This is a genomic window from Melioribacteraceae bacterium (assembly GCA_019638015.1).
Lineage (GTDB): Bacteria > Bacteroidota > Ignavibacteria > Ignavibacteriales > Melioribacteraceae > JAHBUP01.
On sequence record JAHBUP010000001.1, the window covers coordinates 2,564,526 to 2,586,572 of the forward strand.

General features: G+C 34.9%; 18 protein-coding genes and 1 tRNA gene. All 19 read right to left on the reverse strand.

Annotation, left to right across the window (positions count from 1 at the left end):
- Positions 1–38 precede the first annotated feature (38 nt).
- Entirely contained in the window at positions 39–851 is an 813-nt protein-coding gene (gene pyrF / locus KF816_10970; GenBank protein ID MBX3008531.1) for an orotidine-5'-phosphate decarboxylase, read from the reverse strand.
- A 5-nt stretch (positions 852–856) separates the two neighbouring features.
- Complete coding sequence (gene rodA / locus KF816_10975) at positions 857–2,086, reverse strand: rod shape-determining protein RodA (GenBank protein MBX3008532.1); 1,230 nt, start codon at positions 2,084–2,086, stop codon at positions 857–859.
- Positions 2,076–3,905 carry a penicillin-binding protein 2 gene (gene mrdA / locus KF816_10980; GenBank protein MBX3008533.1) on the reverse strand — a complete coding sequence of 610 codons (1,830 nt, stop codon included), beginning with the start codon at positions 3,903–3,905 and terminating at the stop codon, positions 2,076–2,078. The genes rodA and mrdA overlap by 11 nt, the downstream gene beginning before the upstream one ends.
- Entirely contained in the window at positions 3,898–4,389 is a 492-nt protein-coding gene (mreD, locus tag KF816_10985; protein MBX3008534.1) for a rod shape-determining protein MreD, read from the reverse strand. The genes mrdA and mreD overlap by 8 nt, the downstream gene beginning before the upstream one ends.
- Positions 4,390–4,392: 3 nt before the next feature.
- The gene (gene mreC, locus KF816_10990) at positions 4,393–5,220 is read right to left on the reverse strand and encodes a rod shape-determining protein MreC (GenBank protein ID MBX3008535.1); all 828 of its coding nucleotides are present in this window, start codon (positions 5,218–5,220) and stop codon (positions 4,393–4,395) included.
- Entirely contained in the window at positions 5,220–6,245 is a 1,026-nt protein-coding gene (locus KF816_10995) for a rod shape-determining protein (protein ID MBX3008536.1), read from the reverse strand. The genes mreC and KF816_10995 overlap by 1 nt, the downstream gene beginning before the upstream one ends.
- Before the next feature lie 8 nt (positions 6,246–6,253).
- Entirely contained in the window at positions 6,254–7,771 is a 1,518-nt protein-coding gene (gene purH / locus KF816_11000; GenBank protein MBX3008537.1) for a bifunctional phosphoribosylaminoimidazolecarboxamide formyltransferase/IMP cyclohydrolase, read from the reverse strand.
- A gap of 11 nt (positions 7,772–7,782) precedes the next feature.
- Positions 7,783–8,394 (reverse strand): phosphoribosylglycinamide formyltransferase, encoded by a 612-nt coding sequence (locus KF816_11005; GenBank protein ID MBX3008538.1) that lies wholly within the window; start codon positions 8,392–8,394, stop codon positions 7,783–7,785.
- Positions 8,395–8,437: 43 nt separating this feature from the next.
- Positions 8,438–9,922 (reverse strand): DUF3808 domain-containing protein, encoded by a 1,485-nt coding sequence (locus KF816_11010; protein MBX3008539.1) that lies wholly within the window; start codon positions 9,920–9,922, stop codon positions 8,438–8,440.
- The gene (locus tag KF816_11015) at positions 9,919–11,547 is read right to left on the reverse strand and encodes a CTP synthase (GenBank protein ID MBX3008540.1); all 1,629 of its coding nucleotides are present in this window, start codon (positions 11,545–11,547) and stop codon (positions 9,919–9,921) included. The genes KF816_11010 and KF816_11015 overlap by 4 nt, the downstream gene beginning before the upstream one ends.
- 145 nt (positions 11,548–11,692) lie before the next feature.
- The gene (locus KF816_11020) at positions 11,693–13,282 is read right to left on the reverse strand and encodes a Ppx/GppA family phosphatase (protein ID MBX3008541.1); all 1,590 of its coding nucleotides are present in this window, start codon (positions 13,280–13,282) and stop codon (positions 11,693–11,695) included.
- Positions 13,279–14,229, reverse strand: coding sequence for a lytic transglycosylase domain-containing protein (locus KF816_11025; protein ID MBX3008542.1), 951 nt, complete (start codon positions 14,227–14,229; stop codon positions 13,279–13,281). Before KF816_11025 ends, KF816_11020 begins: the two co-directional genes overlap by 4 nt.
- Positions 14,230–14,319: 90 nt before the next feature.
- Complete coding sequence (locus KF816_11030) at positions 14,320–15,627, reverse strand: citrate (Si)-synthase (GenBank protein MBX3008543.1); 1,308 nt, start codon at positions 15,625–15,627, stop codon at positions 14,320–14,322.
- A gap of 67 nt (positions 15,628–15,694) precedes the next feature.
- The gene (hpnE, locus tag KF816_11035) at positions 15,695–16,981 is read right to left on the reverse strand and encodes a hydroxysqualene dehydroxylase HpnE (GenBank protein ID MBX3008544.1); all 1,287 of its coding nucleotides are present in this window, start codon (positions 16,979–16,981) and stop codon (positions 15,695–15,697) included.
- Entirely contained in the window at positions 16,981–17,823 is an 843-nt protein-coding gene (gene hpnD, locus KF816_11040; protein ID MBX3008545.1) for a presqualene diphosphate synthase HpnD, read from the reverse strand. The genes hpnE and hpnD overlap by 1 nt, the downstream gene beginning before the upstream one ends.
- The gene (gene hpnC, locus KF816_11045) at positions 17,820–18,665 is read right to left on the reverse strand and encodes a squalene synthase HpnC (GenBank protein MBX3008546.1); all 846 of its coding nucleotides are present in this window, start codon (positions 18,663–18,665) and stop codon (positions 17,820–17,822) included. The genes hpnD and hpnC overlap by 4 nt, the downstream gene beginning before the upstream one ends.
- Before the next feature lie 110 nt (positions 18,666–18,775).
- Positions 18,776–18,859, reverse strand: a tRNA-Leu gene (locus KF816_11050).
- Between the two features lie 169 nt (positions 18,860–19,028).
- Positions 19,029–21,323 carry a PBP1A family penicillin-binding protein gene (locus tag KF816_11055; protein ID MBX3008547.1) on the reverse strand — a complete coding sequence of 765 codons (2,295 nt, stop codon included), beginning with the start codon at positions 21,321–21,323 and terminating at the stop codon, positions 19,029–19,031.
- Between the two features lies 1 nt (position 21,324).
- Entirely contained in the window at positions 21,325–22,047 is a 723-nt protein-coding gene (locus tag KF816_11060) for a UDP-2,3-diacylglucosamine diphosphatase (GenBank protein MBX3008548.1), read from the reverse strand.

Genomic DNA, 22,047 nt, shown 5'->3' on the forward strand with positions numbered 1-22,047 from the left:
TTTAACATAATCGAAATTAAAATGCTAAATATTTTTAATCAGCAATATTTATTTACTACGGAATTATAATCGGCCAAAACAGACAAAGCTGAGGAGGCAAAGTTTTCGGAAGAATCAGTATACAGAAGTGCTCTACTTACATTCACTAAAAAATTTCTCTTATTATTTTTTTTAAATATGGAAGAAACATCTTCCAGACTTCCCCCCTGTGCCCCAACTCCAGGCAGCAGAATAGGCATATCCTCAAAACTATTTATGTTTTCTTCGAGTTCACTTTTGTTGGTCGCACCAAATACTAATCCGCAATTACTATTTTTATTCCAACCATTAGTTTTTTCAATTACATGTTGAAATAGAAATTTCCCATCATTCACAATTAATTTTTCAAAATCAGCATTGCCGGGATTGGATGTTAATGCAAGTATAAAATTAAGCTTATCAGTGTATTCTAAAAACGGAGAGAGTGAATCAAAACCCATATATGGGTGGAGAGTAATTGAATCAAAATTAAAATGATCAAAAACCGATTGAGCATACATTTGTGATGTATTGCCAATATCTCCCCTTTTAGCATCCGCAATGGTGAGTACCGAGTTTGGTATTTTCTTTAAAGTGTTCTCAATAATCTCAAATCCTCTGGCGCCATATTTCTCATAAAAAGCAAAATTAATTTTGAATGCGCATGTAAAATCTTTAGTTGCTTCGATGATCTGCTCGTTGAAAACTAATACAGGATTATCATATTTAAGTAAGTGTTTGGGGATTTTATTTACATCGGTATCTAACCCAACACAAATATGAAAACCATCAGCTATTCTATTTTTTAGTTTTGAAAGTGCGTTCAATTTCATATTCCTTATGTATGATCTTTTCTATTGCGATAAATATTTAAAACAATCCCTATCATAGCCATGTTAATCATCAATGAGCTACCCCCATAACTTAAGAAAGGAAGAGGGAGACCAACAACCGGAGTAATTCCTAAATTCATTCCAATATTGATCGCAAAATGTGCAAATAAAGTTGCGTTAATGCCCACCACCACTAAAACGCTAAACTTGCTTTTAGCTATCGAGCTTAGTTTCAATAACCTTAAAAATATTATTAGAAAAAGTGTGATAACAAGCATGCTTCCAATAAAACCAAACTCTTCACCCACCACGCAGTAAATAAAATCTGTCCATTGTTCAGGTATAAATCGGAGCTGAGTCTGGTTGCCTTGAAGATAACCTTTTCCAAATAAGCCACCTGAACCAATCGCGACTTTTGCTTGCAATGCGTTATATCCTGAACCAAGAGGATCGGCAGATGGATCTAAAAATGATTCAATTCGTTTTTGCTGATGTGGCTTGAGTATCTTAAAAATAAAATCGAAAAAGAATCCTGCAGATAGATTCATTATAAATACAGTAATACTATTGAACAAATCTTTCTTAAAGAAAAAGAGTGCGGCTGTAATCAATAGCATCGCGGCTATAAAAGGAAGTGTTCCGAACAATGATGCAAAGATTACAACCCCAGGAGAGAGCACAACAAACAAACCAAATAAGCTTATTCCGCTCCAAAATATTAACGACATTGTAATAAGAATAAATACAATTGAAGTCCCCATATCAGGTTGAAGCAAAATAAATATTATCGGCACGAATCCAATACCAAGCGCAAATAAAATATCTTGAAACCTGTTTACATCGCGGTTAGTTTTTGTAAGCCAGTCCGATAAAAAAAGAATTGTCCCTAGTTTTGCAAGTTCAGATGGTTGGAATCCATATGAACCGACACCAAACCAGCTTTTCGCGCCATAAACCGTTTTTCCCACAACAAGAACGGCAATTAAAAACAGAAGTGAAATAGCATAAGTAGATGATGACAGAGATTTAAAAGTTTGGTGGGGTAAATAATAAATTATACCAAAAACAAATAAAGAAATAGCAGCGAACAATAGTTGTTTTTCAAAATTACCACTTGCTGTTGGATGATTCACGGTAGCACTATAAATTGCAAAGAGTCCAATAACAATTAATCCCACTACTGGTAAGAAAATGGCGAAGTCAAACTTATCCTGTGGTTTATAATTAATTTGCAATTACCAAATCCTTTTCTTTTTTCTGGATTTCTAATTTCTTTTCCAATTCCCTTTTTGCTTTTAACTTATCTTTTTGAAGATAAGCCTGCATTACATCACGGGCTATTGGAGCGGCAGCAACACTTCCATAACCGGCATTTTCAACTATAACCGCTACCGCTATTTTAGGGTTATCGTATGGTGCAAAACCTACAAACACAGCGTGCTCCTTACCATGTGGGTTTTGTGCTGTACCAGTTTTACCAGCAATAGTCAAATCAGGTAATCTAATATTTCCAGCAGTTCCAGCTCCATTTACAACCCTAAACATTCCCTCTCTCACAATGTCAAACGATCTCTTGCTAATTCCAATGTCAAAATATTGTGGTTTCACATCTACTCTTTTTCGAGATTGTGTTTCAATATAACTTTTTAGGAAATGAGGATTTGCCGATTTACCATAATTGGCAAATAGTGCTGCATACCGGGCGAGTTGTAATGGTGTAACACTAAGTTCACCCTGACCGATTCCCAGGCTAATTAAGAATCCTCTTGTCCACCTACCTTTTCCAAATACTCTATCGTAATATTTAGTGTTTGGTACTAGTCCGGTAATCTCTTCACCAATATCTAAACCCGATTTTTTACCAAAGCCAAATTTTTGAGAATATTCTGCCCAGCGGTCCAATCCTAGTTTTAATATAAGCTGGTAATAAAATGTATTGCATGATTTTTCGATAGATGTTTTAACATCAGTGCTTCCATGAACATGTAAACATTTAAAAAATCTATCACCAAATTGAAAACCACCACTGCAACCAATCCTTGTATTAGTATCAATTATTCCCTCTTCAAGAGCAGCCAACGCCGATAGCATTTTATATGTTGATCCGGGAGAATAAATCGACATTGTAGCACGATTAAACATTGGTTTTTGAGGATCGATATTGAGCTGACGCCAAATATCATTGGAGGTTACACTAGCGAAATTAGCAAGATCATATTCCGGAGCACTAAGAAACGCTAAAATTTCACCGGTTGCCGGCTCAATTGCAACTACCGCCCCACGCTTATCTTTAAACGCTTCTTCAGCAACCTGCTGCGCATCTTTATCAATACTTAATACTAAATCATACCCTTTTACAGATTCTATATCAGTTCCCCCTTCTTTATAACTTCCAATAGTTTTCTGCTTTGAATCTACCAATACATATTTAATCCCCTTTTGACCTCTAAGAATATCTTCATAACTTTTTTCGAGTCCACTAAATCCAATTTCATCCCCCATCGAATATTCTTTTTTCCTTGCTTGAAGCATTCGTTGAGAAATTTCTTTTGTGTAACCAAACATGTGCGAGCCCATAATTCCAAAGGAATAATCTCTCTGAGTTTCCATTATATAATCTACGCCGGGAAGTTTGGACATATTTTCTTCGTACCATGCAATAACTTTAAAATCAACATCTTTAGAAATTCGACGCGGGATATATTTGGAATAGGTTTGAGTTTGTTTTAATATTTTATTGATATAACCAGGTTCAACATTTAATATTGCTTCAATAAAAGGATTTAATTCAGTGTTATAATCAGAAGGAGTAATTCTCAAAGTAAAGGACGGTTTATTTCCTACCATCACATTCATATTGCGGTCATAAAATACACCCCGCGGAGCTGTTTGGTAAATCGGCTTTACACTATTATCATCAGATTTGGTTGAATATGCTGATTGATCAATTATCTGCATTTTAAAAAGTTGAAATGATGCGATAGTGATAAATCCAACTATAGTTAAATATAGAATTCTTTTTCGAACTAATGAACCGAACAACTCTTCACTCATGAAACAGACCCTTTTTGGAATTCAAAGTAACTACAATTAACCCAAAAATAGTAGTGTAAATTGCAGGAAGTACGCCAGATTCAAAAAGTAAAAATGAAAATCGAACATCCACACTTTCCTTAGCGGCTGCTGAATAAACAATCGAATTAATTGTAGCGCCGATGAATAAAATTATTAAAAAAAAGTAGGATGCCAAATTTGTATCTAATTTATTTTCGCTGTAAAAATAGCCTACAATAAAAGCAGATATGGTAAACGAAACCATCGACGCGCCAAGCAATCCACCGCTCAACAGATCGAATAAAAATCCAAAAATAAAACCAAGTACTGTTCCATAAATTTGCCCTTTAAGAAGTGTGTAATAAAAAATGAGCACCAATATTAAGTTGGGTGTAATATTTTGTATAGAAATTATTGGAACAATTACCAGCTGAATAACAACCAGCGGTAAAAAATATATTAAAGGTTTAAGATGGTCTAACATATTTTATTTTGAGAAATTCAATTCGAGATTATTAATTGTTTTACTGGGCACTTCCATGACAATAAAAATATTCGAAACCGCGTTCACATCTTCGTAAGAATTAACAGTTAAATTGTGGAGAAGACCATACATATTGGATTCTTTCTTGGAAACAAATCCTACCGGAATTTTGGGAGGAAATGCAGTGCTTAAAACCGATGTCTCAACAATATCTCCGGTTTTAATATCGTATGTAGTTGGTATATTTTTTATGATAAGATGATTGCCATCATAATTGAGAATGCCATCAATGTTTAGTCTTTTTATTGATACAGCTATATTCAAACTAGTATTCAGCAAATTTTTAACTATCGAGTAATTATTATCCACGACATCAATAATTCCAACAAGCCCCTTCTCGGTAATTACAGGCATTCCTTTTTGTACACCGTCATTTAATCCTCTATTAACAATGAAATTACCTTGAACCTTTGTAACCAATTTTGATACAATTTTTGCTGTAATTAATTTTATACTTGTTGTATCAAGGTATCCAAGCTTACTTCTTAAATCTTCATTTTCACTTTCGAGTGATCTTAATCGATTTACTTCTAACATGAGCGAGGCGTTTTCTCTCTTAAGTTCTTCTAGTGATTTATCTGGTTTGAAAAGATTGATGAAGGAAGTAGTATATTCATTTACGACAGCATAAACACCTAATGTATAGGCTTTGATATGGCTGGCAGATTCATCATTATTTTGGGCAAGCATAAAAAAACTGACAGATAATAAAATCGTGAAGACTATATTCGCTTTAAATAATTCAATTAATTTTAAAAATATTTTAAGCATCAGTAAGTTCTTTTACGAATAAATACCTTTGAATACTTATTAAGATTTTCAATTGCCTTACCCGCTCCGCGAACTACCGCTGTCAGAGGGTCCTCAGCAACATGAACTGGTAAATTTGTTTCCATTCTAATTCTTTCATCTAATCCTTTGAGTAAAGCACCGCCGCCGGTGAGCATAACTCCTCTATCCAGTATATCGGCCGATAATTCAGGTGGAGTTCTTTCGAGTGTTTGTTTTACCGCCTCCACTATCTGGCTAATGTTTTCAGTTAATGCTTCTCTAATTTCTACCGAGCTAACTTCAGCGGTTTTCGGTATGCCACCTACAAGATCTCTTCCTTTAACTTGTATCGTTACTTCCTCTTTTAATGGTACAGCAGAGCCAACCTCACATTTAATTGATTCAGCTGTTCTTTCTCCAATCAACAAGTTATAATTCTTCTTAAAGAACTGCGCAATTGCATTATTCATTTCATCGCCGGCAATTCGAACAGATTCTTCATTAACTATTCCAGCAAGAGCAATAACCGCTATTTCAGTGGTACCGCCTCCAATATCAATAATCATATTTCCCACGGGAGCTTCCACATCTATTCCAATTCCAATTGCGGCTGCCATCGGTTCAGCAATTAAGTGAACTTCCTTAGCCCCGGCATGTTCAGCCGCATCTCTAACAGCACGTTTTTCAACTTCAGTAACACCACTTGGTACTGCAATTACAATTCTTTTGCTTGTAATTGATGCAGGAGCAACCTTTTTAATAAATGCCCGAATCATTCCTTCAGCAATTTCAAAGTCGGCAATTACTCCATCGCGCATTGGCCTAGTCACTCTAATTTCACGATGTTCTCTTCCCTGCATCTCTTTAGCTTTATTTCCTAACTCAATTATTTTTTTAGTATTTCTATCAAATGCAACAATCGACGGTTCATTCAGAACTATGCCTCTGCCTTTGATATAAATTAATGTATTGGCGGTGCCAAGATCAATTGCAATGTCAGTCGAAAATAAATCAAATATTCCCATTCAACCTCTTAGTGTTTAAAATTTCTAATTCCTGTAAAAATCATTGAAATGTTTTTATCATTTGCTGCACTAATTACTTCCTCATCCCTTACAGAACCACCTGGCTGAATCACAGCTGTTATTCCATTAGAGATAATTTCTAAAAGTCCATCAGCAAATGGGAAAAATGCATCCGATGCTGCGACGGCACCTATCAAATCGTGTCCAAACTGCTTGGCTTTCGAAGCGGCAATTTTAGTTGAGTCAACTCTCGACATTTGTCCGGCGCCTACTCCAATTGCTTTTTTATCCTTCACATAAACAATAGAATTTGATTTCGTATGCTTGCATACAATCCATGCAAACTTTAAATCCTCATATTCATTTTCTGTATATTTTTTATTAGTAACGAGTTTGATATTCTTTTCAGCTAAAATCGATTTATCCTTTTCTTGAATCAGCAGTCCACCAGGTACACTTTTTACCATCGGTTCACTACTGAAATCAGAATTTACAACTTGTATAATTCTCCTGTTCTTTTTTGATTGAAGAAGCTGAAGTGCTTCATTAGAATAAGAAGGAGCACAAACTATTTCCAAGAATATTTCATTTAATTTTTCGGCAGTGGCTAGATCGACTTCCCTATTAAAAGCAACAATACCACCAAATGCAGATACAGTATCACAGCTAAGCGCTCTCAAATAAGCGTCTAGAACATCTTTACCAATTGCGGCACCACAAGGATTTGTATGTTTAATAATGGCGCATGCGCAATCACTAAAATCATTTACAAGTTCAGCAGCGGCAGCTAAATCAACTATATTGTTATATGATAAATCCTTCCCATGTAAAGTTTTAAAGTACTTTTCAAAATAGCCAAATAAATGAGCTTCTTGATGTGGGTTTTCGCCATATCTAAGTGAAAATGATTCGGGTAAATTAAAACGGATGGAAGTTTTTGGCTGATCAAATTCCTTTTCAAAATAATTCGCAATTAATGTATCGTAAAAAGAGGTGTAAGCAAAAGCCTCAAACGCAAGTTTTTGTTTTGTCTCTAAACTTACTTCTCCATTTTTTAACTCATCGAGAAAATTAGTGTACTGATTAGGACTTGTAAGCACAGAAACATATTTATAATTCTTTGCCGATGCACGAATCAGACTTGGACCGCCGATATCGATATTCTCAATTTTCTCTTGAAGGGAAATATCAGTTCTATCAACAACTTTTGGGAATGGATATAAATTGACACAGATAACATCGATGGGATGAACCTCATTCTGAAAGGCTTCTTTTTTATCGGATTCATTATCTCTCCGCATTAAAATTCCCCCAAATACTTTTGGGTGAAGAGTTTTAACCCTCCCCGAAAATATTTCAGGAAAAGAGGTGAAATCCTTGATCTCAATACATTCAATTCCTAACTCGTTAATGACTTTAAATGTATTACCCGTAGCTATAATTTTATAACCAGCATGATTTAATCCTACGGCAAGTTCAGCCAAGCCAGACTTATCCGAAACACTTATAAGAGCAAATTTTTCCAATTTATATCCTATCAATCTTCAATAATCACACGATTGTTTACAATTTTAATTTTATTATCAATAAACTTATTTACTACAAGAGGAAGAATTTCATGTTCAACTTTTAATACAGTTTCAGCAATTTCACCTGCATTGGTACAATGCTGAATGTTGACACATTTTTGATAAATTATTTTTCCATTATCATAAATTTTATCAACAAAGTGAACTGTTGCGCCTGACACTTTTGCTGTTGAATTAAAAACAGCTTCATGCACAAAATGTCCATACATTCCTTTTCCGCCGAAAGCAGGAAGTAAAGCAGGATGAATGTTTATTATTTTGTTGTTAAAGGCGTCAACAAACTCATCAGCAATTTTTTTAAGAAATCCAGCCAGAACAATTAAATCAATTCCTTTTTGTGTAAACTCTTCCGCTAAGCTGACAAACGAAAATCCATCCGGATTCAATTTAGTTTTTAAATAATAAACTGGTACCTTATTTTCTATTGCGAACTTTACTGCTCCGCAATCCTTAACATCACTAACAAGTGCACAAATTTGAGCATTACTACTATTAATAGAATTATAGACTGCTTTAAAATTTGAGCCTCTACCAGATACAAAAACAGCGATTTTGTACATAGAATATTATTTATAAGAAAAACTTTATTAATGTTACAATTAACTATCGAATTCTTCTTTTTAGCCATTCAATTTTTGAGGCTAAATAATCTTTATACTCGTAGTCATTCCGATTTTCTGCTTTCTTCAAATAATCTTTAGCGGTGTCTTTATCACCGGTAAAGAAATAGGCTTTTGCGATGTTTAACTCAGCAAGCACTAAAATCCATTTTTCTGTGGAAGGTGCAAGTTGAATAACCTGCTCAGCATAGTTTAAAGCATTTTTATACTTTTTTAATCTAAGTGAGGCCTCAGAAAGAAACCCATATGATAGTGCTTTTTGCAATTTAGAATCAAAGCCATCCACTTCTTTTTCTAGTGAATCAATTACAGTTTTATACTTTCCCGCATCAAGATAATTTTTCATTCTGATTAGTTTTAGTTCCTCAGATGAAATACCATTCTTCATATAAAACTCGCTTTTTTGTTTACCATAAGCATCTTCAAAAAGATCTTGATTACCACCTTGAGCGAGTAATAAATTTCTCTCATATTCTTCATCATTACCGAGCATCTTTGCTGAAATCGCGACATGGAATGCTGCAGCAGCAGTTAGATCTAACTCTTTGGACATATCAAGAAATTGGTTGAATTGCGTTATTGCTGTTTTAAATTGATTTCGCTTAAAGAATATTTCACCTTTACGAAAATGAGATAAAGCTACCAGCTGTGGAATATTCTTATTATTAAGTTTGATCACTCGATCAAAATAATTTAAAGCTCTATCAAATTGCAGATCCCTGGCGAGTGTAACGCCATATTGGTAAAGAAATAATGAGTTTTTGGGATATTTAGAAGTTAATGATTGCAAGTGAGAAATTGCGCTATCATATTCAGCAACATATTCTGTATAAATTTTGGAAAGATGAAAGGCTGCTTCAGTCTTTGTGGATGTTCCTCGCAAATAGGCTGTTTTAATGTGTTTTAACCCTCTCTGTTTATCGGACGAGAGTCCGGTTAAATTAACTGCCCATTTTAAAAACTCGGGGACAAAACTCATGGCGTAATCGTACAATCCTAATCCGAGATACGCGTCATAGAATTTTGGATTGATTTCAATAGCTTTTTCAAAATAACCAACTGCTTTTTTAGAAGACCAAAACACATCGATACTGGAATTATTTATTGCTTCAGCCATTGCTGTAAATGAAGCAAGATTACCCGCCATATTTATTAGCCGGTAATCATTTGGATTTGCGCCTATCTGTTTATTAAGTCGATCTTCAGTAAGTTCTGCAAATTTTTTAAATACCTCATATTCGCCCTGATCTCTCGTACCGAGATAAATCCAAAAGTGTATTTGTGCAATTCGGTAAAACCCATGCGGTGAATTCGGATATCGATCAATTACTCTATTGTATATTTTTTCAGCTTCTACAAATTCAAAATTATACGCACGCTCTAAACCTTGCTGCACCAAACTATTTAATTGCGCGTGTGTAGAGGTTAAGCAAAGAAGCAAATAGGCTAATATTAATTTCGTTTTCAATTTTGAATTTTTCCTTTAGAATATTTTACGGCCGCGCTTATAAATTCACGAAAGAGTGGATGGGCTTTAGTTGCACGGGATTTAAGTTCGGGGTGAAACTGACAGCCTACAAACCAAGGATGATTATCAAGTTCAATCATTTCCACTAATTGATCATCAGGTGAACTACCACTTATTATCATTCCATACTTCTCGAGGGTTTCACGGAATTTGTTATTTACTTCGTAGCGATGGCGGTGTCTTTCAGAAATTTTATTTTTCCGATAGGCATCAAATGCCAATGTATTTTTTTTGATGTTGCAAGGATATGCGCCCAGCCTCATTGTTGCGCCTTTGGTTGTAACTTTTAATTGATCGGGCATTATATGAATAACATTGTATTGATTTTTTTCGAACTCTTGGCTGTTTGCCTTTTTTATTCCGCAGACGTTTCTCGCAAATTCAATTACAGCGCATTGCAGTCCAAGGCATATTCCGAAGAAAGGTATATTATTTTCGCGCGCATATTTAATCGCAAGAATTTTACCTTCAATTCCACGCTCACCAAATCCGCCCGGGATTAAAATTCCATGATAACCATTGAAAATATTTTTTGCCCCTTTAGTCTCAACCAGCTCAGAACTTATAAAATCTGTTTTAACTTTTACATCATTTTCCGCTCCGGCATGAATAAAAGCTTCGCTGATACTTTTGTATGCATCTTTATTTTCAACATACTTTCCGCAAATTGCAATTTTAATTTCACTTGTTGATTCAACAACTTTGTCAACAAAGGCTTTCCACTGATCCAGCTTTTGATTTAATCCGGGGAGTTTTAATTTATCGAGAACAATTAAATCAAGATTTTGCTCATGGAGAACAATCGGCACTTCATAAATTGTGGAGCAATCGTGAGCTGAAATAACCGCATCCTTATTCACATTAGTGAATGATGCTATTTTCTCAGTAATCTCTTTCGCTAATTTTTCTTCTGATCTGCATACCAATACATTTGGCTGAATTCCTAGTTCAAGAAGATTTTTTACGCTATGTTGAGTAGGTTTTGTTTTCATTTCACCGGCTGATGAAATAAATGGGACTAATGTTACATGAATACTCAGAGCGTGTTTGCGTCCCAACTCAAGCATAATTTGGCGCATGGCTTCAATAAAAGGTAAACTTTCAATATCGCCAACAGTACCACCAATCTCTGTAATTACAATATCATATTTTCCACTATCACCTAATATTCTCATTCTCTTTTTAATTTCATCGGTTATGTGGGGGATAACCTGAACTGTTGCACCAAGATAGTCCCCTCTTCGTTCTTTGGTGATGACTTCATTATATACTTGTCCGGTAGTAGTATTGTTTGCCTTGCTCATATTTACATCTAAAAATCTTTCGTAATGTCCTAAGTCTAAATCTGTCTCGGCTCCATCATCGGTAACATATACTTCACCATGCTGAAATGGGTTCATTGTGCCGGGGTCAACATTAATATAGGGATCAAATTTTTGAATGGTAACACTGTAACCGCGCAATTTCAACAATAATCCTAAAGAAGAAGCCGTAATTCCTTTTCCAAGTGATGAGACAACTCCTCCAGTAACAAAAATGTACTTAACTTTCTTCTTGATAGGCATGTTTGATCAGATTTTGATTGGACAATTCGTTTGTCAAAGATAAAAAAAAACTCTCTATCTCTGAAATTTTTTTAATGAAAAAAGTCAATTTTGTGATTTTTTCTTAACAATTAGCTAGATTATAAAATAGAACAATTTTAGTAATTTAATTCTTAATTGTATTAATTACGTGAAATTCTGTTTTCAATCCGAAGGTCTCCTCGAATAGAATTTTGCGTCTTTCAAGATTCCAGAGTTCAATTGATAAATCGCTTCCCTCTTTCGCCGTTATTTTGAAATGTACTTTTTTACCTTGCTGAACAGCTTCAATTCCCAAAACGTTCTGTTTATGAATTCTCTCAAGGGAATCAGCGATGCGAAGTATTGATGAAAGACTCTTAACGATAGCTTTATCTTTATCAGAAAGTTTCGCGTAATCAACGTGACTATTTTTAGGGTGACTTTTTCTATGGTATCTCGCGGTTTGTGAAATTATATTGATCTCAAGTTCATTGAATCCAAGCAGCTCACCGTTTTTTATAATATAAGCAGAATGATGATGGTGATTTGTATGAGAAATGTGATACCCAATATCATGCAATATTGATGCGGCTTCCAGATACTCACGGTATTCATTCCCCATTTTATGGAGATCCTTTAAATCGTCAAATATTTTTAATGCTAATTTTGCCACATGAGCCGAATGCTTTCTATCATAACGAAAATTTTCTGCCAGATTAATAATACTTCCTTTTCTAATTTCGTTAAGATTAGTAATTGAAGAGTTCTGAAACAGTTTGTGAACAGAGTCGATAATTATTCCTTCTCGAAGTGAGTAACCAGATATTATCATTTTTTCAATCTTTAAAAAATCAAAAATGGAAGAAAGAATTATAACCCCGGCAGTAATTATTTCGGCTCTCTTTTCATCAAGTCCAACAATTTTCTTTCTTTTACCTAATGATTTATTAACCAGAATTTCTTTTTCCACCTCCTTTAACTCATCACAAGTGAATTCAAAATTATTCAGAATAGATTGCGCAATTTCACCACCATTCCGTTTTGCATGCAACATCAAACCGATGGACATAATTGTGCCGGAAGAACCCACACAAACTTTAAATCCCTCTAGCTTGATTGAATCAAGTATCTGGTACAATTCTCCATTTACCCATTGCCGGCATTCCTCAACTCTCTTCTCCGATGAAATAAAATCGGGGAAAAATTTGTTTGTCAATCTAACCGCTCCAATTTTAATGCTTCCTACCAGTATTGATATTCCATTTTTCCCAATTAAAAATTCGGTACTACCTCCGCCGATATCAATTATCAAACTTTTTTGACTATAAACCGGAACGGCTTTCAGAATACCGAGATATATTAACCTTGCTTCTTCATAGCCGCTAATTACTTCAATGTTTAAACCAGTTTTCTCAAATGCTTCGGTGATAAATTCATTTCTATTGTTAGCCTCACGCACTGCGCTAGTTGCAACGGCTCTAATTTTTGCGTTGTGAGATTCGGCTATTGTTTTAAATCTTTTTAGTGATTCAACAGCTCTTTGAGTGGATGTTTCGGAAATATACTTCAGATTCCCTCCGCTTCCTTCTCCAAGTCGGATTACCTCTTTCACACGATCAATTATTTCAAAATTTCCATTCTCTTTTAATTTCACAATAATCATGTGAAAGCTGTTTGTACCTATATCGATTGCGGCTAGATTTATTGCTGATAGTTCATTATTCACTAGTTTCATTGGTTATCACCAATAGAGTTTAATGTACCGGGCTTTGGAATTTTAAAGACAAGTTTATGTTTGTTTTTGTTATTCAAAGATTGCCCTTTAATCCATGGATTAAATATTTTCAAAATTTTATAATCGATACCAAACTTTCGGGCAAACTGTGTTAGGTTTGGAATCGAATAATTTACAGTAACTTCAATTGTCTCAAATGGTTGATAGAGTTGATCGTCTGTAAAATAAAAACCGTATTGTTCGGGAGCCCGAAAAATTTCTTTTAACGCTATTATTCTGAAGACAAATCTATATGTCTCCTCATTCAGAAATAAGCGATAATAATCTTTAACTGATTGACTTGTTAGTTGTCGGTCAATTCCATTAACTCCCCGATTATATGAGGCGGCGGCTAAAGTCCAATTATTATATTTTGCATATGATTCCTTGAGATATTTACACGCTGCAATAGTTGCTTTTTCAATATTATATCTTTCATCAATCTCATCGTCAATTATTAATCCATATTTCTTTGCTGCGGAATCCATAAATTGCCAAAAACCTGCCGCACTCACATTTGAGACTGCATTTGATAACCCGCTCTCAGCCACTGCCATATATTTGAAGTCATCAGGTATTCCATATTCTTCAAGAATCGGTTCAATAATTGGGAACCAGCGATTTGCTCTCTTTAAATATAACAATGTTGCAGAGTGCCAATAAGTATTTACTAATAATTCTCTGTCCATCCTTTCGTAAATATCAAAATCATTGAGTGGAACAGCTTCACCGCAAAACTCAAGTTTTTCCGGTATTGGAGGGGAAGATATTCTCTTTTCTCTTTCAGTGATTATAACTGGTGCACTGCTTTTAATTCTCTCCAACTCGAGATAAAGAAAAGCTGCGGTAGCAACTAGAAAGCAAAAAAGTATTGCTACACCGCTCCATAGTAAATATCGTTTGGTCATAATGTTTTATTGGAATTATTTTGAATAATCTGGTTAAATAAAAAAGGCGAATCAAAGATTCGCCTTTCAAAAATAAGAAATATGGTAATTTTATTTAGCACCAAATGCCGCATCTTCAAGCATTTTTGTGGTTAATGATTTTGGTCTTTCAAGTGGATATCCAAGCGCACGAGCCCAAATAATATTGCTACAAACTCCCAATGCTCGACCAACTCCAAATAATACAGTGTAAAAATCATATTCTTTTACTCCATAATGCCATTGAATCACCCCCGATTGAGCATCAACATTTGGCCATGGGTTCTTAGCTTTACCCTTTTCAAGTAAAATACCTGGTACTACTTTATAAAGCAGATCGACATATTTAAATAATGGATCATCGGGAATATGTTTTAGACTAAATTCCCTTTGAGCGGTATAGCGGGGATCTGTTTTTCTTAAAACAGCATGACCGAATCCGGGAATTACCTGTCCACTCTCAAGGGTATCACAAACAAACTTTTTAATTTCATCCTCAGTAGGTTCTTTACCACCCATCTTTTCATAAACGCCTTGAAGCCACCGTAAAACTTCTTCATTTGCCAAACCATGCAATGGACCGGCTAAGCCGTTTAACATTGCGCTAATTGAGTAGTAAATATCTGATAGTGCGCTTGCAACTAAATGCCCGCTATGGGCGCTAACATTGCCGCTTTCGTGATCGGAGTGCAGGATAAAATATAACCTTGAAACATCGTCGTATGGACTAGGAATACCCATCATATGCGCAAAATTTGAGCCAAATCCCAAAGTAGGATTACTCTTAATTACATCACCATTTTTATATTTCCATCTGTAGATATGAGCGGCGATTTCGGGAAGTTTTGCAAGTAGATTCATAGAATCTTCGAAATAGTATTCCCAATATTCACTTTTCTTGATATTTTTTTTGTAAGCCTTATCGAATAGAGATTCCTTTTGCATAGCCAATATTGCGGCTGAAAACATTGTCATCGGATGAGCATCCTTTGGGAAAGCGTGAATTACATCAAAAACATATTGTGGTACCTCTTTTCTTCTATCGAAATCTGCTCTAATATCTTTTATCTCATCAGGTGTGGGAACATCACCTGTTAGTAGGAAAGAAAAAAATCCCTCAACTGATGGATACTCTGAATTATCGACAATTGGGAGTTTCTCCAAAACCTCGGGAATAGTTAATCCTCGAAATCTAATTCCCTCTTGCGGATCAAGATATGAAATATCTGTTACCAAACTTTTTATATCACGCATGCCACCTATTACTTGTCCAATAGTCACTTCGTCAATCTTAACATTGCCATATTCTTTAAGTAATTTTTCTGTCCTCGGCCGCTCGAGGAGTATTTTTTCCCGCAATTTATCTTTAAGCACTGCCATAAATCCTCCGAAATTAATTTAGTAAACCATTTATATAAAATGCTTCAAAAATGAAGCTCGCGATTAATTATGCATCGGCTACTGCTTTTGCGGCTTTTTTACCATTCATAATTGCCCCTTCAATTGTAGCAGGCAATCCGTTATCAACCCAATCACCGGTAAAAAGTAGATTATTTTTTTGTGACATAAATGCTTTGCGCAATTCTAAAATTTTCGAATCAGCTCTAAATGTTGCGCGTTTCTCTTTAATAATTTTCCAATCCTCAACCATTTCTTTGTTGAATATAGGAAAATATTTTTTTATCTCCGAACAGATTTCTTGTATTATTATCTCCTTATCCATTTTGCCCCACCTGTTAGAAGCACTTGAAGTAAGGCTTATAAAATTACCATTGTTAAAAATCCAATGTAACTCAGAACCCATCAATCCATAAATTCTTTCCGTAAATGGATTTCTATTCAACCAAATGTGAGCATTTACAATAGGAGAATATTCAATTTGATGCGAATGAAATAATTGAGATTCAATATTTTTTATTTTTTGAAGTGAATGAATCGGAATCGCAAATATGTAAAAATCGTAATTACTGTAAACTCTACTTTCCGAAACAATACTTTTTACAAATTCGTTCTCAAAATTAATCTGAGTAACTTTTTCTGAGTGAATTGCATTATTTTTATGATTTTTGAGAAATGTCAATGCGGGTTCAACAAACAACTGATTTAGATTAGTTTTGGGGAAAATAATTTTAGCGGCATCGTTGCCTGTGAAAAAGATTCGGGTCAAAACCTCATCAAAAATGACTGCGCTTGCTTCCTCAATTTTTGTATTGAGTGTACTTACCGTTAATAATTCCCAGAAAGAATTTATAGCATTTTGACCCTGTCCCTTTAATTTAAGCCAATCATAAACTGTAAGATCAGATAAATCTTCCTTGTTACAACAGAGCATATCCAACAAAAAATCTATGATCAATAAGCGTTCTTTAAATGAGAGTCCGGAAAATTTTAGGATTGCCCGAAGAAGGTTAAATGGGTAATTCAGTTTATCTGCTCTAAGCTTATGATGAATTGAGTCTTTATCCACATAGGTTAAATCAAGATAAGGTTGGATTTCAATAAGATGTTCAGCATCCATTAGTTTAAGGAAATCAAGAGTTTCCTCGTAACAGCCCATCAATAAGTGTTGACCGTTATCGAAAAACTCTTTTTTAGTTTCATTAAATATAGAATAAGTTCTCCCACCAAATTTTGGGGATGCTTCGAGAAGTGTAACTTTATGATTAAGTTTTGAGAGATATACTGCAGAAGTTAAACCGGAAAGACCACCGCCAATTATTAAAATTTTTTTCATCAATAAACTAAGTTATATTTTGCCCACACACCCAGCGAAATAGTAACCTTTTCAACCTTACCAACGTTAATTCTATTATTCATAACATCGTAATTTTCTGCTTTTATTTTATGCAGGAGTTTAGCATAAATATGTTGCATGGCGCGCGCCGGGAACATGCTTGGCTTATCTTCAAAATCCAGCTTGTTATTTGCTTTAGTGAAAAACGATTCGGCACGCTCCGATTCATACTTCATTAAATTGATGAAATTATTGTTATATGTACTTCTTAATAATTCATCTTCCGAATAGTTAAAAGTAGAAAGATCTTTTTGAGGAAGATAAATTCTCCCATTCTCCGCATCTTTTTTTACATCGCGTAAAATGTTCGTCATCTGCATCGCGAGTCCGAGGTTTACAGCATATTCTTTTGTTGAAGCATTTTTATAACCAAATATTTCGATACACATCAATCCAACAGTAGATGCTACCCTATAACAATATTGAACAAGATCTTCGAAATTTAAGTAGCGTTTTTTCTGCAAGTCCATTTCCATACCTATTATCAGTTCAAAAAAAGGCTCAAGGGGAATATTGAACTGCTGAATAATTTCGGCCACTTTGTTTAATAAAGGATAATGTGAGTGACCGTGCAAAGCTTTTTCAAATTCTATACGCCACTTTTTTAATTGATCATATTTATAATCATCCGACTCATTCCCCTCATCAACAATATCATCCGTCTTGCGGCAAAAAGCGTAAACAGTATTCATCGCCTCCCTCTTTTGTTTTGATAAAAGAGAAAATGCGTAGTAAAAACTGCTGTTGCTTTCTTTAGCTATTTGTTTTGAATGATTCATCAAATTTTAACGAATAATTTAATTAATGATTCTAAAATGTCTCTCCGTGAAAGAACCGGTCGTTTCTCTACTACATTATAATCATTCATTTTGATTTTTTCCAAAATCTTTTTACCCCCGATGATGGTTAATTTTAACTGCATTCTCAATAAAAAGGGAACGGAGGGGAGTAATTTCTTCCCCTCATCAAACATCGAGTCAGTTTGCTGAACCAATTCAGTCACTAGTTTTTTGGAGTTTTCATCATGTTTTTTTGAGATAATCCAGAAATCATCTAGTCCAAACTTTTTCATTTCGGTAATCGGAATGTAAATCCGTCCTTTCAATATATCCACGGAAACATCCTGATAAAAATTAGTAAGCTGTAAGGCGGTACAAATCTGATCAGAATAAAACAATTCCTTTTCATTTCTTATTTCATAAAGTTCTAAAATAATTCTACCAACCGGATTCGCAGAACGACTGCAATAATTCAATAATTCTTCAGAATCGGTATATCTTTTTTTAACTATATCCTGCTTAAACGCGTCAATTAAATCATAAAAATATTTTGGGGTTAAATTTTTTGTTTTTATTGTTGAGGAAAGCGCAAACCAGAACTCACTTTCAGGCTTTTCATTCAAGCTGAGTTCAAGCTTTTTTTCATACAATTCTAAGTTCTTAGTTCTAAGTTCATCACTCACCTCCCCTTCATCGGCTAAATCATCTGCTTGCCGAGCGAATTGATAAACTACGGCGATATGTTTTCGGATTTCTTTGGGTAAAAATTTGGAGATCACCGGGAAGTTTTCGTAGTGTGATTGTGCGAAATCAATTGCACTATTATATGCTCTGTCCAAATTCATTTTATTGATTGAGTTAATTAATTCTTTTGGAGCAAAAGATAGGTTAAAAATTTGTTTTCAGGAAATGAGTTGATGTGAATTTTGAAAAGCCTAAATATGAGATTTAATTGTGCCCAGAAGGGGACTCGAACCCCTACGAGATTGCTCTCACTAGCTCCTGAAACTAGCGCGTATACCAATTCCGCCATCTGGGCAATAAACCATTTTAAGTAAACTATATTTTACCGCTAAATATATTCTTTTTAGAACCGCTACCAATCCGCCAAAATTATGGCGGACAAGTTAGGCCATGCGGACAATAATAAACTTTAAAATTATTTTATGACTGTTCAAAAATAAATATGATTCTCCCCATTTACAAAATTACCTTATTTCCCTAGCCTCACGGGATAGCGAATCTCTAAATCCGTATCGATCGAAAAACTTAAAGGATGAATCTCTATAAGAATTATATAGTTCCGGAATATCTTTGATATTGGCCAAATCTGTAACCACTCCTCCTTTGCAGTCAGAAGAATATAATTTTGGTTCTCCATTTTCAAAAATTGATTCGCGGCAAAATTTTACTGGTACTACATTTCCGCTAGACGGAAGGGCAAAATCTTCGACGGGCAAATTTAATTTTTGATAAACATCATGCATAAATATTGCCCAAATTGGTAAAGCCGCTCTGGCACCCTGGCCTAATGCGCCTGTAAATTTAATTCTGTGGTCATCAAAACCAACCCAAACTCCTGCACATATCTGAGGAGTGAACCCGACAAACCATGTATCGGCATAAGCTTGAGTCGTTCCGGTCTTTCCGCCAGCTGGTCTTTGAAATTTATAAATGGATCTTGCTGACTGCGCGGTTCCATTATCAACAACCGAGCGCATCATATCTGCAGTTATATATGCCGTCTCCTCCGATATTGCTTCTCTAGCATATGAACTGAACCGTTCAATTAATCCCCCATCTTTATCTTCAATCCTCAGGATTGAAATTGGTTCATTATAAATTCCGTGATTAGCAATTGTGCTAAATGCACTTGTTAATTCAAGTGGTGAAACTTCACTAGTTCCTAATGAAATCGCAGGTACCAAATCTAATTTACTTTTTATACCCAATCTTTCAGCTATATTCCCTATTTTCCATAATGGAGCATGGCCTTCAACGATCAGTCTTGCCGACACTAGGTTTAATGATTTTGCAATAGCCTGCCTAAGTGTAGTAAAACCGCTTGTTTCTCTATCAAAATTTTCCGGGCTCCAGCCATTGTGATTGATACGTTGATTTAGAATTGGGAATGCGGGGTATAATCCATTATCTATTGCAGTAGCATAAACAATCGGCTTAAATGAAGAACCGGGCTGCCTTTTAATTTGTGTCGCATGGTTTAATCCATAGAGGAATTTCTGATTCTTACCCCCTACCATCGCACGAACTTCTCCAGTTTTCACATCGAGTGCAACAAATCCAACTTCAATTCGTTTGGCCACATTTCCTACCGAATCTGCAAATACTTGGTCTTTTAGAAACCTGTTATAGATACTTCGTTTTTCTCCTTCGGATTGAGCGGCTCGATATTCTTTTTTGGATCTAATGGCTCTATCAATTAATTCGTTTAATAATGATGCATTACTTTTCCAGGACCAGGACTTATCAAATTGAATTTGGTAAGGATTTATATGCAATGTTACCGCATCATTGGCAATTTTTTGCATACGGCTATCGAGAGTAGTATAAATATTTAATCCGTCTTCATATAAATCGAAGCCATACTTATCTGAAATCTTTTCCATCTGCTGACGAATATATTCTAAAAAATGAGGTGCAATTGTACCGGTAAATCCCTGCTCAAATCTTTTATACGAAACCTTAATTGGTTCTTGTTTTAACCGTGCAGCTTCATCTTCATTTAAGAATTCAGAAGCAACCATATTATCGATAACAAGGTTTCTTCTTCGGAATGCGTTCTCGTACCTATTATAAGGGTCATAAATAACAGCCGATTTAAGGAGACTAATTAATATCCCGGCATCAAGTACACTAAGATCATTTACATTCTTGTCGAAGTATATTTTCGAGGCCATTTGGATTCCATAAGCTCCCCGTCCAAACCAGGAAATGTTTAAATACATCTCCAATATTTCTTTCTTTGTATAATTTTTTTCAATTTGGATTGCGGTAACCCATTCTCTAATTTTTCGAACAACTGTATCGAAAGAGCTTTCTCGTTTTCTTTTTAATTCATATAAATTTTTTGCTAACTGCTGAGTTATAGTTGAAGCACCTTCTCTTTTAAAGAGAAATACATTTTTAATCATTGCCTTTATAAACCGCTGAACATCAACACCCCAATGGTCATAAAAATTTTTATCCTCTGTCGCTATCAGAGCATTAATTACATGCTGAGGAATAGAATCAATACTAGCCTCAACTCTATTTTGTCTGAAGAACTGTCCAATGAGTTGTCCGTCGACACTCCACACATTGCTCGCAAGCTGTGAACGAGGGCTTTCAAGCTCTTCTAGAGAAGGGAGACCTTCAGATATATAGAGGGAGAAGAAAATTGAAGCTACGAGAAATATCCCAGCCAAAATGTAAAGCAGAGTTGAAGAAAGCCTTCTCTTTTTCTTAGGAGCATTTTTTTTATTTGGAGTATTTACATTCTGCATTTTAATTCCATTCAATTATCTCAAAAGTTTCAACAAATTTACCATAGCAGGGTTTATCAAGCCATGTTCCCAAGTTAATATAGGTTCCATTTTTGTAATTTAAATTCTCTCTAGAATGGGAGTGTCCCAAGAGAACATAATCAAATCCTTCATCAATCTTTTCTTTCGCTGTTTCTAAAAGTCCATCAATAGTGCCATAGTTCTTTTTCGCCGTATATTTTCTACTGGTTTTACTTGATGAACTTGCTATTCTAATACCCAGGTTAGGATGAACAAAGGAATACAATTTTTGGAAGAATTTATTCCTTAGTATTGATTTCAAGAAAATATAGCCGTAGTCATTTTTTACCAGCCCATCGCCGTGCCCAATAAAAAACCTTTTATCATTTAGAACAATATCAATGGGATCATGGTAAAGTTTAGCTCCAATTTCTTTCTCAAAAAAATCGCGGTGCATAAAATCATGATTACCAATGAAATAATGAATTTGATTTCCTTCATCGGCATAATCAGCTAAAGCGGCTAAGGTTCTAATAAATCCTTTTTGCATAACTCTTTTATACTCGAACCAATAATCAAAAAGATCGCCAATAATAAAAAGTTCATCGGATACTTTTTTGGCTTCTTTTAGGAAATCTACAACTTTTTTTTCTCTCTGTCTCTCAGTATCTTCATCCAGTAGTCCGAGATGTAAGTCTGAGATAAAGACATAAACCTTCTCCAA